The 18,797-nt window shown below is 45.8% G+C and carries 17 protein-coding genes; all 17 read left to right on the top strand.

Features of this window, described 5'->3' with window-relative positions; translation table 11 throughout:
* Window positions 1-3: 3 nt before the first annotated feature.
* The 17 genes from bshA (at window position 4) to C8268_RS12265 (ending at window position 18,791) form a co-directional block, all read left to right on the top strand.
* Entirely contained in the window at window positions 4-1,170 is a 1,167-nt protein-coding gene (gene bshA / locus C8268_RS12345) for an N-acetyl-alpha-D-glucosaminyl L-malate synthase BshA (protein WP_106767939.1), read from the top strand.
* 44 nt (window positions 1,171-1,214) lie between these two features.
* The gene (locus C8268_RS12340) at window positions 1,215-2,537 is read left to right on the top strand and encodes a CCA tRNA nucleotidyltransferase (RefSeq protein ID WP_106767938.1); all 1,323 of its coding nucleotides are present in this window, start codon (window positions 1,215-1,217) and stop codon (window positions 2,535-2,537) included.
* Window positions 2,524-3,513 (top strand): biotin--[acetyl-CoA-carboxylase] ligase, encoded by a 990-nt coding sequence (locus tag C8268_RS12335; protein WP_420094278.1) that lies wholly within the window; start codon window positions 2,524-2,526, stop codon window positions 3,511-3,513. Before C8268_RS12340 ends, C8268_RS12335 begins: the two co-directional genes overlap by 14 nt.
* 280 nt (window positions 3,514-3,793) lie before the next feature.
* Complete coding sequence (gene panB / locus C8268_RS12330; RefSeq protein WP_106767936.1) at window positions 3,794-4,672, top strand: 3-methyl-2-oxobutanoate hydroxymethyltransferase; 879 nt, start codon at window positions 3,794-3,796, stop codon at window positions 4,670-4,672.
* Window positions 4,669-5,559: a pantoate--beta-alanine ligase gene (panC, locus tag C8268_RS12325; protein ID WP_106767935.1), complete on the top strand. Its 891-nt coding sequence runs from the start codon at window positions 4,669-4,671 to the stop codon at window positions 5,557-5,559. The genes panB and panC overlap by 4 nt, the downstream gene beginning before the upstream one ends.
* Window positions 5,552-5,935 carry an aspartate 1-decarboxylase gene (panD, locus tag C8268_RS12320; protein ID WP_106767934.1) on the top strand — a complete coding sequence of 128 codons (384 nt, stop codon included), beginning with the start codon at window positions 5,552-5,554 and terminating at the stop codon, window positions 5,933-5,935. The genes panC and panD overlap by 8 nt, the downstream gene beginning before the upstream one ends.
* 118 nt (window positions 5,936-6,053) lie before the next feature.
* Window positions 6,054-6,683, top strand: a complete 630-nt coding sequence (locus tag C8268_RS12315; RefSeq protein ID WP_106767933.1) for a tetratricopeptide repeat protein — start codon at window positions 6,054-6,056, stop codon at window positions 6,681-6,683.
* A gap of 136 nt (window positions 6,684-6,819) precedes the next feature.
* On the top strand, window positions 6,820-9,681 hold the full coding sequence (gene dinG / locus C8268_RS12310) for an ATP-dependent DNA helicase DinG (protein ID WP_106767932.1): 2,862 nt from the start codon (window positions 6,820-6,822) through the stop codon (window positions 9,679-9,681).
* Window positions 9,682-9,731: 50 nt separating this feature from the next.
* A complete protein-coding gene (locus C8268_RS12305) occupies window positions 9,732-10,385 on the top strand; it encodes a redox-sensing transcriptional repressor Rex (RefSeq protein ID WP_106767931.1) in 654 nt (217 codons plus the stop codon).
* Window positions 10,372-11,673 (top strand): amidohydrolase, encoded by a 1,302-nt coding sequence (locus tag C8268_RS12300; RefSeq protein ID WP_106767930.1) that lies wholly within the window; start codon window positions 10,372-10,374, stop codon window positions 11,671-11,673. Before C8268_RS12305 ends, C8268_RS12300 begins: the two co-directional genes overlap by 14 nt.
* 29 nt (window positions 11,674-11,702) lie before the next feature.
* Complete coding sequence (locus tag C8268_RS12295; RefSeq protein WP_106767929.1) at window positions 11,703-12,221, top strand: cell wall elongation regulator TseB-like domain-containing protein; 519 nt, start codon at window positions 11,703-11,705, stop codon at window positions 12,219-12,221.
* Window positions 12,222-12,460: 239 nt separating this feature from the next.
* Window positions 12,461-12,994 carry a cation transporter gene (locus C8268_RS12290; protein ID WP_106767928.1) on the top strand — a complete coding sequence of 178 codons (534 nt, stop codon included), beginning with the start codon at window positions 12,461-12,463 and terminating at the stop codon, window positions 12,992-12,994.
* On the top strand, window positions 12,987-14,489 hold the full coding sequence (locus tag C8268_RS12285) for an AAA family ATPase (RefSeq protein ID WP_106767927.1): 1,503 nt from the start codon (window positions 12,987-12,989) through the stop codon (window positions 14,487-14,489). Before C8268_RS12290 ends, C8268_RS12285 begins: the two co-directional genes overlap by 8 nt.
* Before the next feature lie 137 nt (window positions 14,490-14,626).
* Window positions 14,627-15,499: a 3-hydroxyacyl-CoA dehydrogenase family protein gene (locus C8268_RS12280; RefSeq protein WP_106767926.1), complete on the top strand. Its 873-nt coding sequence runs from the start codon at window positions 14,627-14,629 to the stop codon at window positions 15,497-15,499.
* Window positions 15,496-16,710, top strand: a complete 1,215-nt coding sequence (locus C8268_RS12275; protein WP_106767925.1) for an acetate/propionate family kinase — start codon at window positions 15,496-15,498, stop codon at window positions 16,708-16,710. The genes C8268_RS12280 and C8268_RS12275 overlap by 4 nt, the downstream gene beginning before the upstream one ends.
* A 19-nt stretch (window positions 16,711-16,729) precedes the next feature.
* Window positions 16,730-18,025: an asparagine--tRNA ligase gene (asnS, locus tag C8268_RS12270; RefSeq protein WP_106767924.1), complete on the top strand. Its 1,296-nt coding sequence runs from the start codon at window positions 16,730-16,732 to the stop codon at window positions 18,023-18,025.
* 13 nt (window positions 18,026-18,038) lie between these two features.
* Window positions 18,039-18,791 carry a DnaD domain-containing protein gene (locus C8268_RS12265; RefSeq protein ID WP_106767923.1) on the top strand — a complete coding sequence of 251 codons (753 nt, stop codon included), beginning with the start codon at window positions 18,039-18,041 and terminating at the stop codon, window positions 18,789-18,791.
* The last annotated feature ends 6 nt before the right edge of the window (window positions 18,792-18,797 follow it).

Genomic DNA, 18,797 nt, shown 5'->3' with positions numbered 1-18,797 from the left:
TATATGACTACACAGCAGCCGTTAAAAATAGGCATTACCTGCTATCCATCTCTGGGCGGCTCGGGCGTAGTCGCTACCGAACTCGGCAAGCTGCTCGCAGAACAAGGCCACCAGGTGCATTTTATAGCGCACAGTATTCCATTTCGCTTGGGAAGCTTCCATAAAAATATTTTTTATCATGAAGTTCAAGTAAGCGATTATTATGTGTTTAGATATCCACCATATGATCTATCCCTTGCTGCCAAAATGGCTCAAGTCGTCAAGATGCAGCAGCTGGACGTATTGCACGTTCATTATGCGGTTCCTCATGCCGTATGTGCTTTCTTGGCCAAGCAAATGGTAGGGGATCAATTAAAGGTGGTCACTACGCTGCATGGTACAGATATTACCGTACTGGCACAGGATGAATCTTTGAAAGATCTGATTAGACTTGCCATTAACGAAAGTGACGCTGTGACCGCTGTATCTATGGATCTTATCCGTGAAACGAAGGAAGCGCTGGATATTAGTCGTGAGATCGACTTAACATATAATTTTGTAGATCACCGGGTTTATTATCCGAGGGATTCAGCATCACTCCGTCGCGATTTTGCAGACCCTGACGAACGGATCATCATGCATATATCCAATTTTCGGCCGGTCAAGCGAGTAGGGGATGTTGTAGATGTGTTTGATCGGGTTAACCGTCAGATCCCATCCAAGCTGCTCCTTGTAGGCGAAGGGCCCGATTTACCCAAGACTCAGTGTCGTATCGATGAACTGGGGCTTAGCGACCGGGTTCATTTCCTCGGAAAGCAGGATGAAATTGCACATGTGATCTCCATGGCGGATGTTCTGCTGCTTCCTTCGGAGAAGGAAAGCTTCGGGCTTGTTGCTCTGGAGGCAATGGCTTGCGGCGTTCCTACCGTTGGTTCTGTTGCTGGCGGTATCCCTGAGCTTGTTACTCACGGGGAGACGGGATTTCTTGCTCCTATAGGCGACAGTGGGGCAATGGCTGAATATGTCCTTAACATATTTAAGGACGATAAGCTAAACGCTAACTTGAGGGAAGCATGCCTTCATCGATCTAGGACACTTTTTTGCAACGAACGGATACGCAGTAAGTATGAACAAATTTATTACCGAGTTTTAGGGCGGGAGGCAAGTAAGCTGAATCCGGTTTGCGGATAAGGCTTCCTCTCGTCTATTTTTCGGATAGAAGGAACGGGAGATTGATGGCAGAACAGCATCAAGGTTTTGTATGGCAGTACGCAGACCCCGACATGGCAGCCGGCAGTGCTACTGTGATTCGTACGCTGCTTGATCACGGGTATGAGGCTTATTGGGTCGGGGGCTGCGTCCGGGATGAATATATGGGGCGGAAGGTAAGTGATATGGATATTACGACCTCTGCTCTTCCTGAAATGACAAGTAATCTCTTCCCCCATGTGGTTCCTACTGGAATTAAGCATGGGACCGTGACCATCATTGAAAATGGACAGGCCTTTGAGGTAACCACCTACCGTGTTGAAAGCGGTTATGAAGACCATCGAAGACCTAAAGAGGTCGTTTTTGTTAGCAACATTGAAGAGGATTTAAAGCGAAGGGACTTCACCATGAATGCCATGGCACTTGGAATGGATGGAGCATGGGTCGATCCGTTTGGTGGAAGAAGAGACATTGACTTGCGGATGATTCGATGTGTTGGTGATGCCGAGGTTCGCTTTCGTGAAGATGCACTGCGGATGATCCGCTGTATTCGTTTCGCATCGGTGTTTGGGTTCTCCATCGCAAAGGGTACATGGAAGGGCATCTTGACCGTTCGCAGTACACTGTCATGGATCGCCATGGAGCGTATTCGAAGTGAGCTTGATAAAATGATGTCGGGTCCTGACCCGTTAAGGGGACTTGAACTGCTGAAACGAAGCGGTTTGTATGCTTTAATGAAGGTTCCGTTTCCTTATAAACAACATAACTCGAAGATTATTGCTGCCATCTCTATCGTTCAATCTTCATGTCTGGATCTTCGCTGGGTACTGCTTTTTATCGGATGCGGCATCTCATCCGTTCAGCTGGACCATCTGCTGCGAGATTGGACATTTTCGAATAAGCGGCGGGAGAGCATTGTCGGATTGATTAAATTACAGGAACGCTGGGATCATGATTCCACAGGTGAACCGGATTCAGACCGTCAGTTATGGATCAATCTGGTTCTTGAGCATGGTCCGGAAATTGCGAATCAATGGCTCTCCATGCAAGAGGCTTTACAGACTGCTGAGCAGCAGATGATAGAAAGCACCGAGCAGGAAAAGAGTATAACGAAAAGTGTTCATGTTCAACATGCACGCACCTGGTTAGATGAAATGCAGGTTAAAAGCCTAAAGGATCTAAAGGTGACGGGGAATGAGCTGCTGCAGGCATTAAATCGTAAGGGCGGTCCGTGGCTCGGAGAGGTGCTGCGGCATTTGCTTGTGCGTACGGCAGCAGGCGTTCTTCTTAACAACAAGGATCATTTGATTGAAGAAGCAAGGCAGGTAATGAATGATGAAAAAGAATGAGAAGTCATCGCTGCTGGACATTTTTCTTGATCATCCTGGACAATTCGTTTCCGGTGAGGAAATAAGCAGACGTTTGAACATCAGCCGAACGGCAGTGTGGAAACAGATTAATAAGCTCCGAAATGCCGGGTATGAGTTTGAAGCGCTGCCTCGCCTTGGATATCGTATGACAGAGAGGCCAGAGCCGCTTGATCCGAAATGGTTAGCTGAACACGCAGCTAGCCTAAATGGTTCTTTTGGCTGTCAGGTCGAGGTTCTTTCTTCCACGGTGTCTACTCAGGAGGATGCTCGCCAGTTAGCAGAGCAGGGAGCGCCTGAGGGAACATTGGTTATTGCAGAAGAGCAGACCGATGGCAGAGGACGGATGGGCAAAAAGTTTTATTCTCCGTACGGTAAAGGAATATGGATGAGCCTCGTCTTGCGACCTTCGCAGCCGCTGCATCTGACACAGCAATTGACGCTCCTTACGGGTGTTGCTGTCCGCAGGGCGATTCAGAAGATTGCAGGTATAGATGCTGGAATCAAGTGGCCCAACGATCTGCTTGTTGACGGCAAAAAAATATGCGGGATTTTGCTGGAATCAGCGACCGAAGATCAGTTGGTCAAATATTGTATCGCAGGCATCGGCATCAGCGTAAACCTCAAGGAGGAAGATTATCCAGAAGAGCTCAAATCGGTTGCGACGTCGCTGCGTATGATCTGCGGACATCATATTAATCGAAACGAATTGATTCTCTCCATTCTGAATGAAATGGAGTCATTGTACAGACTATATAACGAGCAGGGGTTTCAGCCAATTGCATCGCTGTGGGAAGCCGCTTCGGTTACGATGAATCGTGAAGTTAGCGTTCATTCCTCCAGGGGAGTTATGACAGGAACAGCTGCCGGACTTCACCCCTCCGGGGCGCTGCTTATCCGAAATGAAGAGGGTGAAGTGACCCCTGTTTTTTCGGGTGACATTGTTCTGAAGCGGTAGAAACGAAACATGGTGAAAAAAATAAAAAGTTTTGTTATACTGTTTCCAGAGGCGGTATCTTTTCGAATAGAACTGCACTCTGGAGACAGAATTAGATTAGTAGGAACACCTTCATAACTGCTTTGCCGGTTACGTTGGATTCTGCTCTGAGCCGAAAGGACCGAGACAGAAGGGACGATCGCAAGTGACTCTTTTTTGCCTTTCGGACTTTTTAGCGCAACGATGCTAAAAGGTTTTTTTGTTGTGCTTAATTTATGAAAATGAAAGGAGCTTGTGTCACATGGCAGGCAAACGAGCTTTAAACATTGTTAAGATGAAAAAAATGAAAAGCGAAGGTGTACCGCTTAGTATGCTGACCGCGTATGATTACCCTTCTGCCCAGCTTGCAGAAGAAGCTGGCGTTGATATGATTTTGGTAGGTGATTCCCTCGGTAATGTTGTTCTGGGGTATGACTCCACCATTCCCGTGACGATTGATGATATGGTGTATCACACCCGTGCGGTTGCACGCGGTGCTGAGCATACATTTATTGTGGCGGATTTACCGTTTATGACTTATCATGGCAGCTTGGACGAGACACTTCGAAATGTTCGCCGGTTGATGCAGGAAGGTCATGCCCATGCGGTAAAAATGGAGGGCGGAGCCGAGATCGCAGGTACGGTCAAGCGGATCGTAGAGGCCGGAGTACCCGTTCTGGGGCATATCGGGCTTACCCCGCAGTCTGTTAATCAAATCGGGGGTTATCGGGTTCAAGGGAAAGACGAAGCTGACGCGAAGCGGCTGATGAATGATGCCAAGGCCCTGGAAGAGGCGGGGGCGTTTGCTGTCGTGCTTGAGCTGGTAACAGAAGAAGCTGCAGCCGAGATCAGCAAAGCTCTGTCCATTCCGACGATCGGTATCGGTGCAGGCCGACATTGTGATGGTCAAGTGCTTGTATACCATGATGTGCTTAAATATACATCATCTTATAGAGATAAGAGATTTGTAAAAACTTATGCCGATGTCGGTTCGCTTGCTCGTGAAGGCATCGCTCAATATGTAAAGGAAGTCAAGGAGCGTTCATTCCCTGCCGAAGAGCATGTGTTCTCGGTCCAGGGTACGCATAAGCCTTCAACCTCCCTTTACGGAAACGAAAAGGAAAAGGTGAACTCTAGATGAAAGTAATTCGGAACATCAAGGAGCTGCGCGCAGAAATTGGACAACACCGCAGTATGGCTTCAGGTCCGGTAGGACTTGTTCCGACGATGGGCTTTCTGCATGAAGGGCATGAAAGTCTGATAAAGCGTGCCCGTGAAATGACGGGCACTGTTGTGCTGAGTATTTTCGTAAATCCAATTCAGTTCGGTCCAGGAGAAGACTTTGAAACTTACCCTAGAGACGAAGGAAGAGACCTGTCTGTCGCTGAAGCAAACGGGGTAGACATCGTCTTTATCCCGGGGGTACAAGAAATGTACCCCCAGCCGACAAAAACGAAAGTAACGGTATCTGAGCTGACTTCTCTGCTGTGCGGAGCTTCCCGTCCAGGTCATTTTGACGGAGTGACGACCGTAGTAAATAAGCTGTTTAATATCGTAAACCCGGATTATGCTTTTTTCGGAATGAAGGATGCGCAGCAGGTAGCTGTCATTGAGCAGATGGTACAAGACTTAAATATGGATGTTACCATCGTGCCGTGTCCGATTGTTCGGGAAACGGACGGTCTTGCTTTAAGTTCCCGCAACGTATATCTGAGTGCAGAAGAAAGAAAGCAGGCATTGGTATTATCAAAATCACTGAAAGAAGCAACGAGGCAGCTGGCTCAGGAAGAAGTGGCTACTGCAGGCGAAGTGCGAAACTTGCTTGTAAAGATCATTTCCGATGCGCCGCTGGCCAGAATCGATTATGCCGAAGTGCTGACATTTCCGCAGTTGCAGCCGATTGAACCGGATACAAGGTTAGCCGATACGGGGAAAGATTGTATACTGGCACTGGCGGTTTATTTTGGCAGAACACGTTTGATTGATAATACTTTATTCCAAATGAAAGAGGGAATTCCTCATGTATAGAACGATGATGAAATCCAAGATCCACCGTGCGACGGTAACGGAGGCCAATCTGAACTATGTTGGCAGTATTACCATTGACGAGGATTTGATGGAAGCTGCTGATCTGCTTGAGAATGAAAAAGTGCAGATTGTAAACAATAATAACGGTGCTCGGCTTGAAACGTATGTCATTACCGGTGAGCGTGGAAGCGGCGTGATCTGTCTGAACGGTGCAGCTGCCCGTTTGGTCCAGCCAGGTGACAATGTTATTATTATTTCTTATACGATGATGTTAAATGAAGAATGCAAAAATCATAAACCGACAGTTGTATTTGTTGATGGAAACAACAAGCCAATCACAACCGAACATCGTGAAATTCATGCAACGGTTCGGTAAACTCGTTCCCTCCAAAATGTAACGCTTGTACTCGGGAATGAAATCATCTGCTTTAACAAAAAATGAACTCAGGTCGACGCACTGATCTCATTTTTTCATTAAGGGTGGGATGCACTCCATGTTTCAGCATGTATTCGATGAAATGAACAACATGTTAGATGAAATTGTGAAGCATTACCCTTCCGCACACGGTCCCAAGAAGCAGGCACTGGTTCATAATTGGAACATGTTAAAAAGCATGAGCGAAGGTATTATTGATGAATGGCTTCGTTTTGAAGAGAAAATGGCTATTTTCCGTGAAGGAGCAGCTGCTTCACCGGTGTTCCCTCCAACCGAATTTCCGGAAATGCAGCTGGATGCTTTTATTCGCGGCCAAGGCTACTACAAACTCCTTATGTTCAGTCCTGCTTTGACCCACTTTCAAGCTGCAGCTGCCATATACCCCGAAAGCTTGTTAATTCGGCTCTATACGGCAATGACTCATTTGCATTTAGGTGAGACGGTGGAGGCTTCGGGCTATCTGCTGTCGATTCTCCCACTGGCGGACGATGCCCGATTGCAGGCTATGATCTTTAATGCTTTAGGCTGCATACAGTTTATTAATGGACGGGCTGATCAAGCTCGGGAGTATTTTACACGGGCGATTCAAACGGACCCAACGCTCCCGGACCCGCTTATTAACCTGGAAGTTTGTCACAAAAATTGCGGGGAGCTGCAGTATGGAAGTCCACTGATTTCATTGTTATGAATACCTGTTTGCAAAAAGCGATGCCGCTCGATTTTCTGAGCTTTTTCGGCATCGCCTTTTTTATGTCATAATGTTCAAAAGTCGTGACATCTGTTATGCTGTTAGTTAGACTGGATGGAAAGGGATTTATAGAATCATGAAATTTGCCGTGTTGGATTTTGAAACTACAGGCAATCAGTCAGCTGACAAAATCATTCAAGTTGGGCTGGCCATCATCGATGAAAACCGCAGCATACCCCAAGTGTTCGGCTCTTATGTCAACCCGGGGATTCCGATTCCGCCGTTTATTACAAGCTTGACAGGTATTTCCGATCAAGATGTAGCGGAAGCTCCCTCCCTTGAGGAGATGATGATGGAGCTGGTACCTATGCTCGATGATGTAGTGCTTGTGGGGCATAATGTAACGTTTGATTTTAACTTTTTGCAAAGTGCACTGGATGAATGCGGTTATTTACCGTTCAGTGGGCGAATACTGGATACGATACATTTTTTGAAAATATGTTTTCCATCACTGACATCGTATCAGCTCGGAATGGTGTCATCCTATTTCGGTCTGAAGCATGAACGGCCGCACCAAGCCGACAGTGATGCTCTTGCTACCGCTCAGGTGTTTTTGAAATGTCTTGAGGAACTGGATCAGCTTCCACTGATTACCATTCAACGTTTGAGCGATCTTTTCGCAGATGAGGATAGTGATTTAAGCTGGTTTTTTGATGGATTACGAACCATGAAGGAAAGTCAGGCTATCCCCGATTCGGACCATTATACGTATTTTCGTCAATTTGCATTGGCGGTTGAGGACTGGACCGAAATGGAGCCTGTACGGAACGAGGGGGAGCATAATCCGTTAGCTGATGTAACCTTTGAGGACTTTATGGGCCAAGTACGTGAAAATTTACGCTTGACCCTTCCACAATATGAAAGCCGGAATGCCCAAGATATGATGTTTGAGGAAGTGATGAAAGCTCTTGAAGAGGACAAGCATCTTCTGATTGAGGCTGGAACCGGGACGGGAAAATCACTCGGATATTTGCTTCCGTCCATCTATCAAAGTGTGAAGCAGGAAGAGAAGGTTATGGTCAGCACACATACGATCAACCTTCAGGAACAGCTTCGTGAACGGGATATTCCTCTTTTGACCAAGGTCGTTCCGTTTCCGTTCAAAGCTGCCGTTTTTAAAGGAAGACAGCATTATTTGTGTTTGAGAAAATTTGAACATAAAATAAATAGAAGAGATTTCAATACACCCAAAGAAGATATCATCATAGCGGCTCAAATGATTGTGTGGCTGACACAGACAGAGACGGGGGATGACGAGGAGTTAAACCTTGGCGGACGCGGTGGCGACTTTTGGGAAACGGTATCCAGCGATTCGGATTCTTGCTTGGGAAGGGCGTGTCCCTGGTTCCGAAAATGCTTCTATCATCGTGCAAGACATGAAGCGGGGATTGCAGATGTCGTCATTACGAATCATTCCAAGCTGTTTACCGATGTAAAAGCGAATCATCAGCTTTTGCCTTCATATGAGAGGCTTGTTATCGATGAGGCTCATCATCTGGAAGAGGTTGCAGGTAAGCACCTTGGGTTGCATATGAAATATTTTTCGGTAGTACACACGCTTACAAGGTTGTACAAAGATAGCCGCAGCGGCCAGCTGCCTGCACTTCGTCAATTGCTTCAAGCATCAGCGGACGAAAAGGCCGGAGAGTGGATGTCCATTATCGATCGGTTGTACCCTGATCTGATTACCGTTAAGGAGTGCTGGGACCGGCTGAGCGACCTGTTGTTTAGACTTATTCCGGAACGAGGGGACGCTTCTGCGGGGGATGCCATGCAATTGTCGCTTCGTTTGGCGCCAGCCAAAAAACCAAAGGATTGGGCTAGCTTGACGGAATTAGAGAATCAGATTCATGTCACCTTGGGCGACATCGTTCGCAAAGGGGAAAAGCTGACAACCGAGATTCGGGAAGAGCTTGATGATTATGGGGCTGAAAGTCTGATTACGGATATCAATGGCCTCCTTAAAGACTTGGCAACCCATCGTGAAGACCTGAGATTTTTTATGAATCTAAACGATGAAAGCGTGGTTTACTGGATGGAGGCAAGCGGGAATTTTCGAAGTAAATCACTGCAATTGTTTGCCGTCCCTGTTGATGTAAGCAAGCAGCTAAAGGAGCTGTTCTTCGATAAGAAAAGAAGTGTTGTCCTCACATCTGCAACGCTTTCCGTAGAAAAATCATTTCAGTATATGATTGATAATCTCGGGCTGCAGGATGCTGCAGATCAGGGTCAGCTAAATACGGTACAGCTGCCGTCTCCATTTAATTATCGCGAACAGGCGTTGCTCGTCATTCCAAGAGATTTTCCAAGCGTTAAAGGCTCGGTAGGAGATCAAAATTTTGTAAGCACCCTCGTTCAATCACTTGCAGACGCAGCCCAGGCAACTTATGGCCGAATGCTGGTGTTATTTACCTCGTACCGTATGCTTCGTCAGGTTTATGAACCGCTGAAGGAAGTTTTATCATCAAGTGATATTTCCGTGCTTGGGCAAGGGATGGATGGATTAAGCCGGACCAAGCTGATCCGCAGGTTTCAGGATAGCAGCGCTTCGGTATTGCTGGGAACAAGCTCATTCTGGGAAGGGGTAGATATTCCTGGAGATGCACTTACATGTCTTGCTATCGTACGACTGCCTTTTCAACCGCCTAACCATCCTCTTGTTGAAGCAAAAAGCGAGCTTTTACAGCAGCAGAAGAAAAATCCTTTTATGAAGTTATCGGTACCTCAAGCGGTTATTCGCTTTAAACAAGGCTTTGGACGTCTCGTTCGAACCGCTCAGGACAAAGGGATTGTTATCGTATATGATACTCGTGTAATCGAATCCTATTATGGAAAGTATTTCTTATATTCATTGCCTGGACCTAAAATGGAACATATGCGGACAGAGCAAATGGTTCCCCGTATTGCCGAGTGGCTTCAGGTGGAAGAACAAGAATAATATAATCTAAAATCTATTTCATTTGAGTCTATTGTTTAGGGGGAGAATGCATGAAATCGGATAAAATTTCAGAGGCCGTGGTTCGCAGACTGCCCGTATACTTGCGCTACTTGAACGAACTTCATCTTCGTGAGGTCGCAACGGTGTCCTCTCAGGAGCTTGGGCAAAAGCTGGCTCTGAACCCGGCTCAAATCCGCAAGGACCTAGCTTATTTCGGTGATTTCGGTAGAAAAGGAATCGGTTATGATGTTTCTTATCTTATCGAGAAAATCCGTCATATACTTAAACTGGATCAGGAAATAAACGTCGTACTTGTCGGTGCAGGTAATCTTGGACATGCCTTGTCCAATTATAAGTCTTTCTTGAAAGACAATATGAAAATTGTAGCCGTATTTGATGAATCGGCTTACAAAGTGGGGACTAAAATTAACAATTTAGTCGTTCAGCCAATGGAAGAATTAACGTCCACGATTAAAAAGCTAGGCATCCGGATTGGGATTATTACTGTACCTGATGTTCATGCCCAGGAAGTGGCAGATAAGCTCATTTCGGCGGGGATCGAAGCGATTTTGAACTTTGCGCCAACGATTCTGAAAGCACCGCCACATATTCGGATTCACACCGCTGATTTTACGACAGATTTGCAGAGCTTGGCTTATTATTTGGATAATGGAAAGGGAGGTGCCGAACATGACGAAGCGTAAATGGATGATTCAAAACGGTTCCTATGCCACATTACAGAATGAAAAGCCGGTTCTGCACGGGTATATGGTTATCGAAGACGATCTTATTACCTATATCGGAGAAGAAAAGCCGATAATTGAGGAGGAAATAGAGGTCGTTGACGGTACACATCTGTTTTTTATGCCAGGGCTAATCAATTCACATGGTCATGCGGCTATGTCCCTTCTTCGCGGATATGGAGACGATCTGGCTCTTCAGGTATGGCTTCAGGAGAAAATGTGGCCGATGGAAGAGAAATTTACAGCGGAGGATGTATATTGGGGAACTTCCTTGTCTGTGCTTGAAATGTTAAAAGGCGGCACAACGACTTTCCTTGATATGTATGATCATATGGATCAGGTAGCGTCCGTGACGGAGCGCTCGGGTATCCGGGGAGTGCTAACTCGTGGCGTGATCGGATTATGTCCGCCTGATGTTCAGGATAACAAACTGAAAGAGGCGGCTGCTTTTGCTAAAGACTGGCATGGTAAAGCTGACGGACGAATCACGACCATGATTTCCCCTCATGCTCCTTACACATGTCCACCGGATTATATCGAAAAGTTTGTGCAGCTTTCTCATGATCTGGACTTGCCTATTCATACCCATATGTCAGAGACCGCAACTGAAGTTGAACAGAATGTTAAGGACTATGGTTTACGGCCTGTAGCCCATCTTGAGAAGCTCGGTGTCTTCTCACGTCCGACTTTGGTTGCACATGCGGTACATTTGACAGATGAAGAGATTGAGATTTTGGCAGCTCATAAGGTTACGGTGTCTCACAATCCAGGAAGCAATCTGAAGCTGGCTAGCGGAGTTGCTCGGGTTCCTCAGCTGCTTGAAGCGGGGGTTGTCGTATCATTGGGTACAGACGGAGCGGCGAGCAACAACAACTTGGATATGTTCGAAGAGATGAGATTAGCCGCTTTGATTCACAAGGGAGTCAGCGGTGATCCAACGGCAATACCTGCTGCGAAAGCGCTGCGTATGGGAACAGAATACGGTGCGAAATCTTTATTTTTGGATAATATCGGGACACTTTCTCCCGGCATGAAAGCGGACTTTATTGCATTAAATACCGATCAGGCTCATTTTTTACCGCACACTGATTTTATTTCTCACACGGTGTATTCAGCGAGTGCTAAGGATGTAGAGCATGTTTGGGTGGACGGCAAGCAGGTTGTTAAAAATGGAGCTTGTCTAACCCTGGATGAGGAAAAGATTCGTCGTGAAGCTCAAAGTGCGTTCGAGCGCCTTCTGACTCTTTAAGGCACAAAGAAGGGAGCGAGGGACGCAGATTGAAGAAAAAAACGAAATGGACCCTTCTTGGTATTTCCGGTTTTTTGTTAATATTACTCGGCATACAGATTTATTATTCGTCTGTTATGTCTGATATATGGTCGGAAGAAAAAGCCGCCGTCATCGCTGCTCAGCAGCATGGCGGCTTGATAAAGGCTGAGAAAACATATAAATCAGTTTGGGATAAAGATAGCATTTATTGGGTTATTGCGGGTAAAGATGCTGAAAACCAGGACATTATGGTTTGGGTGAAATTCACAGAAAATAAAAAACCGGTGGAAGGACCTAAGGCAGTGCACACTGAACTGGTGAGCAACGGGTTATCAGAGACGCAGATGCGTAATCAGATTAAGAATGACCTTCCGGGAGCGGAAATCGAAAGGCTTATTCCAGGAATGTATGAAGGAGAATATGTCTGGCAGTTGTTGTACAACTTGAACAATGAGACGAAATACCGTTTTTATCGGTTTCAGGACGGCAAGCAGATCGGCGAAGATATTCCTTTACCTAACCAATAGCAAATTTTAACACTCCACTTAGCTGGAGTGTTATTGCAATCGTGATTGTAAGCGCTTACGTAAAATTGAAACTGTATTATTTTTAATATTTTCGAAGACGTAAATGAAAAATTATATAAAATATGATATACTTTTTCTTGTATTATTTCTGAGTGATTTTAAGCTTATTTTGATACATTTTATTGATGTATTTATTAGATATACGAAAGTATATATTCTATAAAACAAGGAGGAACTTCATGAAACTACGTATTGTTCCTATCGTTCTGACAGTCGTCATATCGGCATCGGTACTTTTTGGCGGGTGGTTTCTGTATCAGCAAATGGCACTTCAACAACCGCTGGCCGATACCATATCACAGTATGATGGAGTGAAAAGCTCTCATATAGATATTAAACAGGATACAGTCACTGTGAAACTTGATCTAGAGCCAGAAACAAATTTGCGTGGTCTTGTTGAACATATTAACAAAGAAGGAAAATCTGTAATCGGTAAGCGTGAACTGAAAATTGAGGTGGAAGATCATTCGTCTGATCAGCTGAATCAATGGTGGGAAAAAGCGATGCTGCCGGTTGCAGAAGCGATGGACAACAAGCAATACACTGATATACAGACGTCTTTGGATACATTGGCTAAAAACGATCCGAATTTGAAAGCCAACGCTCAAATCGATGCTGACAATGTATATGTAAGTCTATCAGATGGAAAATCAGGAAAATTTATTATTCTACCACGTCAGCCTGGAGAAATGGAGGTGTGGAGTCATGCCTAAGTGGTCCAAGGAAATAGCTATTGGTTTTTTTCCAGTCATGTTTGTATTTCTTGCTTTCATTGGCGTGGACGTGCTCCCCATCCTCATTGCAGCCATCATCGTAGGGGGACTTCTCTTTTTTGCCAAAAACAAGGGGGGAATCGCTGTAGGCAGTGGACGTACACCCAAGCGAAAAAAAACCGCTCCTTCGAAACTGACTTTTGAGGAGATCGGTGGACAGGACAATGCGAAGCAGGAGCTGCGAGAGGCGCTGGATTTTCTGATCCGTCATGAAGAGATTAAAAAATTCGGGATTCGCCCGCTGAAAGGGATCTTGCTAACTGGACCTCCCGGTACAGGCAAAACACTGATGGCCAAAGCTGCCGCCCATTATACGAACTCGGTATTTGTCGGGGCTTCGGGCAGTGAATTTGTTGAAATGTATGTTGGTGTTGGCGCTGGGCGTATTCGAAATCTGTTTAAAGATGCCCGCGCACGGGCAGCGAAAGAAAATAAGCAAAGTGCCATTATTTTTATTGATGAAATTGATGTGATCGGCGGGAAGCGCGAAGGTGGACAGCAGCGGGAGTATGATCAGACGCTGAACCAGCTGCTGACAGAAATGGATGGTATCTTTACGACAGATACTCCTCGAATTCTTGTGATCGCTGCGACAAATCGCAAAGAGATGCTTGACAGCGCGTTGCTTCGTCCAGGACGCTTTGACCGTCATATTCAAGTGGATCTCCCGGATAAAAAAGGACGGACTCACATCTTGAGGCTGCATGCGGCCAATAAACCCCTTTCCGAGGATGTAGATCTGGAGAAAATCGCAGAGGAAGCCTATGGTTTTTCAGGTGCTCAGCTTGAAAGTGTGATGAATGAAGCGGCGATCTATACGATGCGTGAAAATGAAGGACGGATTCAGCAAAGGCATCTATCCATGGCCATTGATAAAGTCATGATGGGTGAGCGCTCTGACCGTGAGTCGAATTTCGAGGAGAAAAAGAGAGTGGCGATTCACGAATTGGGACATGCCATCATTGCTGAGCTTGTTCGTCCGGGAAGCGTAAAGCAGGTTGCTCTCAGCCCCCGCGGAAAAGCGCTCGGTTATGTACGCCATAACCCGCAGCAGGAGCAATATTTGTACACAAAATCCTTTCTTGAAGAGCAGATTATGATTACTCTCGGAGGAGCGGCTGCTGAAGAAATTTATTATGGTGGTCGCAGCACAGGCTCCAGTAACGACTTCGAGCAGTCTCTTCATATCGTTGAGACGATGATGAAGTCCGGACTGACATCATTGGGTATTATTAACATGAATATGGTCACTACCGAGGAACTGATGAGAGAGAATAATTTGATTTTGGAAGATTTGATGAACCGAACGAAACATCTATTAGAACAAAATCATGCAATTTTCGACAATTCTCTGGATATCTTGATGAGAGAGGAAATATTATCAGGTGAGCAATTCAGATGTCAATTTCGTGAAAATGCTCTTTTACCAGCATAAAATGTTATGCTGGTTATTTTTTTTACTTTTTTGTCATGCTAGGATATTATTATATTCTGTGCCTTTATTATTATGTATTTTTCGACAAAGAAGGGTACAATAGAGTTTAGAGATAAGGAAAGGGTGTAGTAAAAACCATGTACTTCAAAAAAATCGGCGTCATTGGCGGCGGGACGATGGGACAGGGCATTGCCGAAATGCTGGCAGCCAAAGGTCTTGACGTCATGCTGGTAGAGAAAACACCAGAGAAACTGGAATATTCATATGAGATGATTGAGACAAGTCTCGACAAACAGCTCGAAAAATGGGGAATTACAAAAGCGGAGAAAAAGCTGATCCTTGGCCGCATTCAAAAAGTAACTCATTTTGCTGAATTGAGTGCTTGTGATATGGTGATAGAGACAATTACAGAGGACCTGGAAGCGAAGAAGCAGGTGTTCGCACAGCTTGATCAAGTATGTCCTAGCAGTATTATATTAGCAAGCAACACATCCTCGCTCAGCTTGACGGAACTTGCAAGTTCCACCATGTATCCTGAGCGGGTTATTGGTATGCACTTTATTCATCCAGTATCTAAAGTGGATTTGGTAGAAATCATTCGCGGTTTGAAAACTTCTGAAAACACGTTTAACGAAACCAAGCGCTTTGTTGAGGAAGTTACAGATAAAAAAGGTATTATGGTTTACGAATCACCAGGCTTTGTATCCAGCCGTATGATTTGTCTGATGATCAACGAAGCGCTGCATCTTCTTCAGGAAGGCGTTGCTTCTGCAGAGGACATTGATGATGCTATGCGTATCGGCTACAGTTTTCAGTATGGTCCGCTTGAAATGGCAGACCGTTTCGGGCTTGATTCCGTATTGGCGGCTTTGGAGCGCATGTTCCGTGAATACGGCGAGCTGAAATACCGTCCATCGATCATTTTGAAAAAGATGGTTCGTGCCGGCCATCTTGGTGTGAAGACGGAAGAAGGCTTTTTCAAGTACGACAAGGATGGTGACCGGATATGAATATTCTCGTAATCAACGCAGGAAGTTCCTCGCTTAAATATCAGTTGTATAATATGACTGATGAATCTGTTTTGGCAAAAGGTCTGGTGGAGAGAATCGGAATGGACTCTTCCATTCTCACTCATAAGCCGACAGGGAAGCAGGAAGTAACGGAAGTAAGTGAGATTTTGGAGCATACAACGGCAATCCGGAAAGTACTAGGTATGCTGACACATGAAGAACATGGTGTTGTTTCTTCAATTGATGAAATTCAGGCTGTTGGCCACCGCGTTGTGCATGGCGGTGAGTTCTTTAAGGAGTCGGCGCTTGTTGATGGTCCGGTTAAAGCGGAGATTCGCCGTTTATTCGACCTAGCACCACTTCATAATCCTGCATCTATGCTAGGTATTAAGGCAACTGAAGTGAACATGCCGGGGGTTCCGCAGGTCGTTGTATTTGATACAGCGTTCCATCAAACGATGCCGGAAAAATCTTATCTGTACCCGATTCCGAGAGTTCTTTATAATAAATATAAAGTTCGCCGTTACGGTGCTCATGGTACGTCCCATGATTACGTGAGCCAAACAGCTGCTGAATTTCTGAATCGTCCGATTGAAGAACTGAAGATGATTACATGTCATATCGGAAACGGTGCTTCAATCACTGCAGTTCAGGACGGAAAATCCATGGATACGTCAATGGGGATGACGCCTCTTGAAGGTCTTATGATGGGAACGCGCAGCGGGGATTTGGACCCGGCGATCGTGCCTTACGTGATGAATAAGGAAGAGCTGACCGTCAATGAAGTGAATTCAATGCTGAACAAGCATAGTGGATTGCTTGCCATTTCCGGCATCAGCAGTGATATGCGTGAAATTACAGAAGGCATGGAAAAGGGCGAGCCGAATTCTACACTTGCATTTGAGATGTATGAATACCGTGTGCGTAAATACATCGGTTCTTATGCTGCAGCCATGAATGGCGTGGACGTCATTGTATTTACCGCAGGTGTTGGTGAAAACTCCGTCGTATTGCGTCAAAGAGTATTGGAGCAGCTGACTTTCCTCGGTGTAGAATTGGATGAGGAATTAAACAAAGTACGCTCCGGAGAACCGCGCCGCATTTCCAGTAAAAATTCCAAAGTGGAAGTGCTCGTAATCCCAACCAACGAAGAATTGGTGATCGCACGGGATACGCACCGCATCGTGCAAGCGGCAAACAGTAAAGAGTAGTTAAGGGAGAGATTAATGCATGACCACGAAATGTGTGATTCGTCAAGTCAGCCAGCACGTTGGAGAGACGGTAACTATTGGCGGCTGGATTAACAACAAGCGTTCCAGCGGTAAAATTCAATTTCTGCAGCTTCGTGACGGGACAGGTTATATTCAAGGTGTCGTGGTAAAAAGCGAAGTGCCGGAACAGGTTTGGAATGATGCCAAGAGTTTGACGCAAGAAAGCTCTTTGTATGTTACAGGTGTTATTCGTGAAGAACCGCGAAGCAAATCCGGGTATGAGCTGACGGTTACGGGGATTGAAATCATCCATTTGACAGAAGATTATCCGATTACACCGAAGGAGCATGGTGTCGATTTTTTGATGGATCACCGCCATTTATGGCTGCGCACACCGAAACAGCGTGCTATTATGGTCATTCGTGCAGAAATTATCCGAGCGGTTCAGGATTTCTTCGACATAAACGGATTTACTCTTGTTGACCCACCGATTCTGACACCGACTTCTGCGGAAGGAACAACGAATTTGTTCCATACGAAATATTTCGACGAGGATGCGTTTTTGACGCAAAGCGGTCAGCTTTATATGGAAGCTGCTGCGATGGCGCTGGGTAAGGTTTATTCATTTGGTCCAACCTTCCGTGCAGAGAAATCCAAGACCCGCCGTCACCTGATCGAGTTTTGGATGATTGAGCCGGAGATGGCGTTTACGGATCATGAGGAAAGCCTTCGGATTCAAGAGCAGTTCATTACGCATGTTGTGCAATCTGTTTTGAAGAACTGTCGTCAGGAACTGGAGACCGTAGGACGTGATGTTTCCAAGCTGGAAGCTATTCAGGCTCCGTTCCCGCGCATTACGTATGATGAAGCCATTGAATTCCTGCAATCGGAGGGACATGATATTCCTTGGGGCGAGGACTTTGGTGCACCTCATGAAACGGCTATTGCAGAGAAGTACGATAAGCCTGTATTTATTACACATTACCCTGCCAGCATCAAGGCGTTTTATATGAAGCCAGACCCTAACCGTCCGGAAGTCGTATTATGTGCTGACATGATCGCACCGGAAGGCTATGGCGAAATTATCGGTGGATCACAGCGTATTGATGATCCGGAGCTTTTGGAAGAACGCTTTAAAGATCATAATTTATCCATGGACACCTATCAATGGTATATGGATCTGCGTAAATATGGAACGGTTCCACACTCCGGCTTCGGTCTTGGACTAGAGCGTACGGTAGCATGGATCTGCGGTCTGGATCATGTACGAGAAACCATTCCTTTCCCTCGTACACTGTACCGGTTGTATCCATAAGCGGTGACTTTGAATGAATCAAGCTAACGGTACCGGAGATTTGGTGTCCTGGGCTGCAGGGGCATCTGCTGGCATGAACCAAGGGATGGCAGTGATCCCATATGCATTGCTTCGCTATTACCGTAAGATCGGCTTGAACAGCAGTGAGTGTATGCTGCTTATCCATTTACTTGGATTTCAACAGGTGGAATACAAAGGGTTTCCTTCTCTTGAGGAGCTACAGCAGGTGACAGGGGCTACAACTGAAGTGCTGGCCATGATTCTGCAAAAGCTGATGAAAGAGGGTCTGCTTGGTATAGATGAGCATGTGGACGAAGAGCAGGGGATACAGTACGAACGTTATAATCTGAGCGGTCTGTACATAAAGCTCGGTGAATGCCTTGCGGAAGAGAATGCAGGAGTGTCTGGTGAAGGCAGTTCTGACAAGTCTCGTACAGGATATGGTTTGGGTTCCCTCAAACGTTTCAACACGCCTGCTCCTTCGGAGCTCGCTATAGCCGAGGAAGAACGAAATCTATTTATTATTTTTGAAAAAGAATTTGGAAGGCCCCTCACGCCTATGGAGCTAGAAATGATTTCTGGCTGGGTAGATGAGGATCGTTATCCTGACGAGCTTATCTTGTTGGCTTTAAAAGAGGCAGTGTTTGCGGGGAAGGTGCATTTTCGATACATCGATCGCATTTTGCTGGAATGGAGCAAAAACCGGGTACGTACTGTACAGGATGCCAAAACGTATATACAGAAGTTCAGAAATTTAGGCAGATGATTATAA

It is taken from the genome of Paenibacillus faecalis, from assembly GCF_900289175.1.
GTDB lineage: Bacteria > Bacillota > Bacilli > Paenibacillales > Paenibacillaceae > Paenibacillus_AQ > Paenibacillus_AQ faecalis.
The sequence above is the reverse complement of the archived record's forward strand: the minus strand, read 5'-3'. Positions and strand labels throughout refer to the sequence as shown.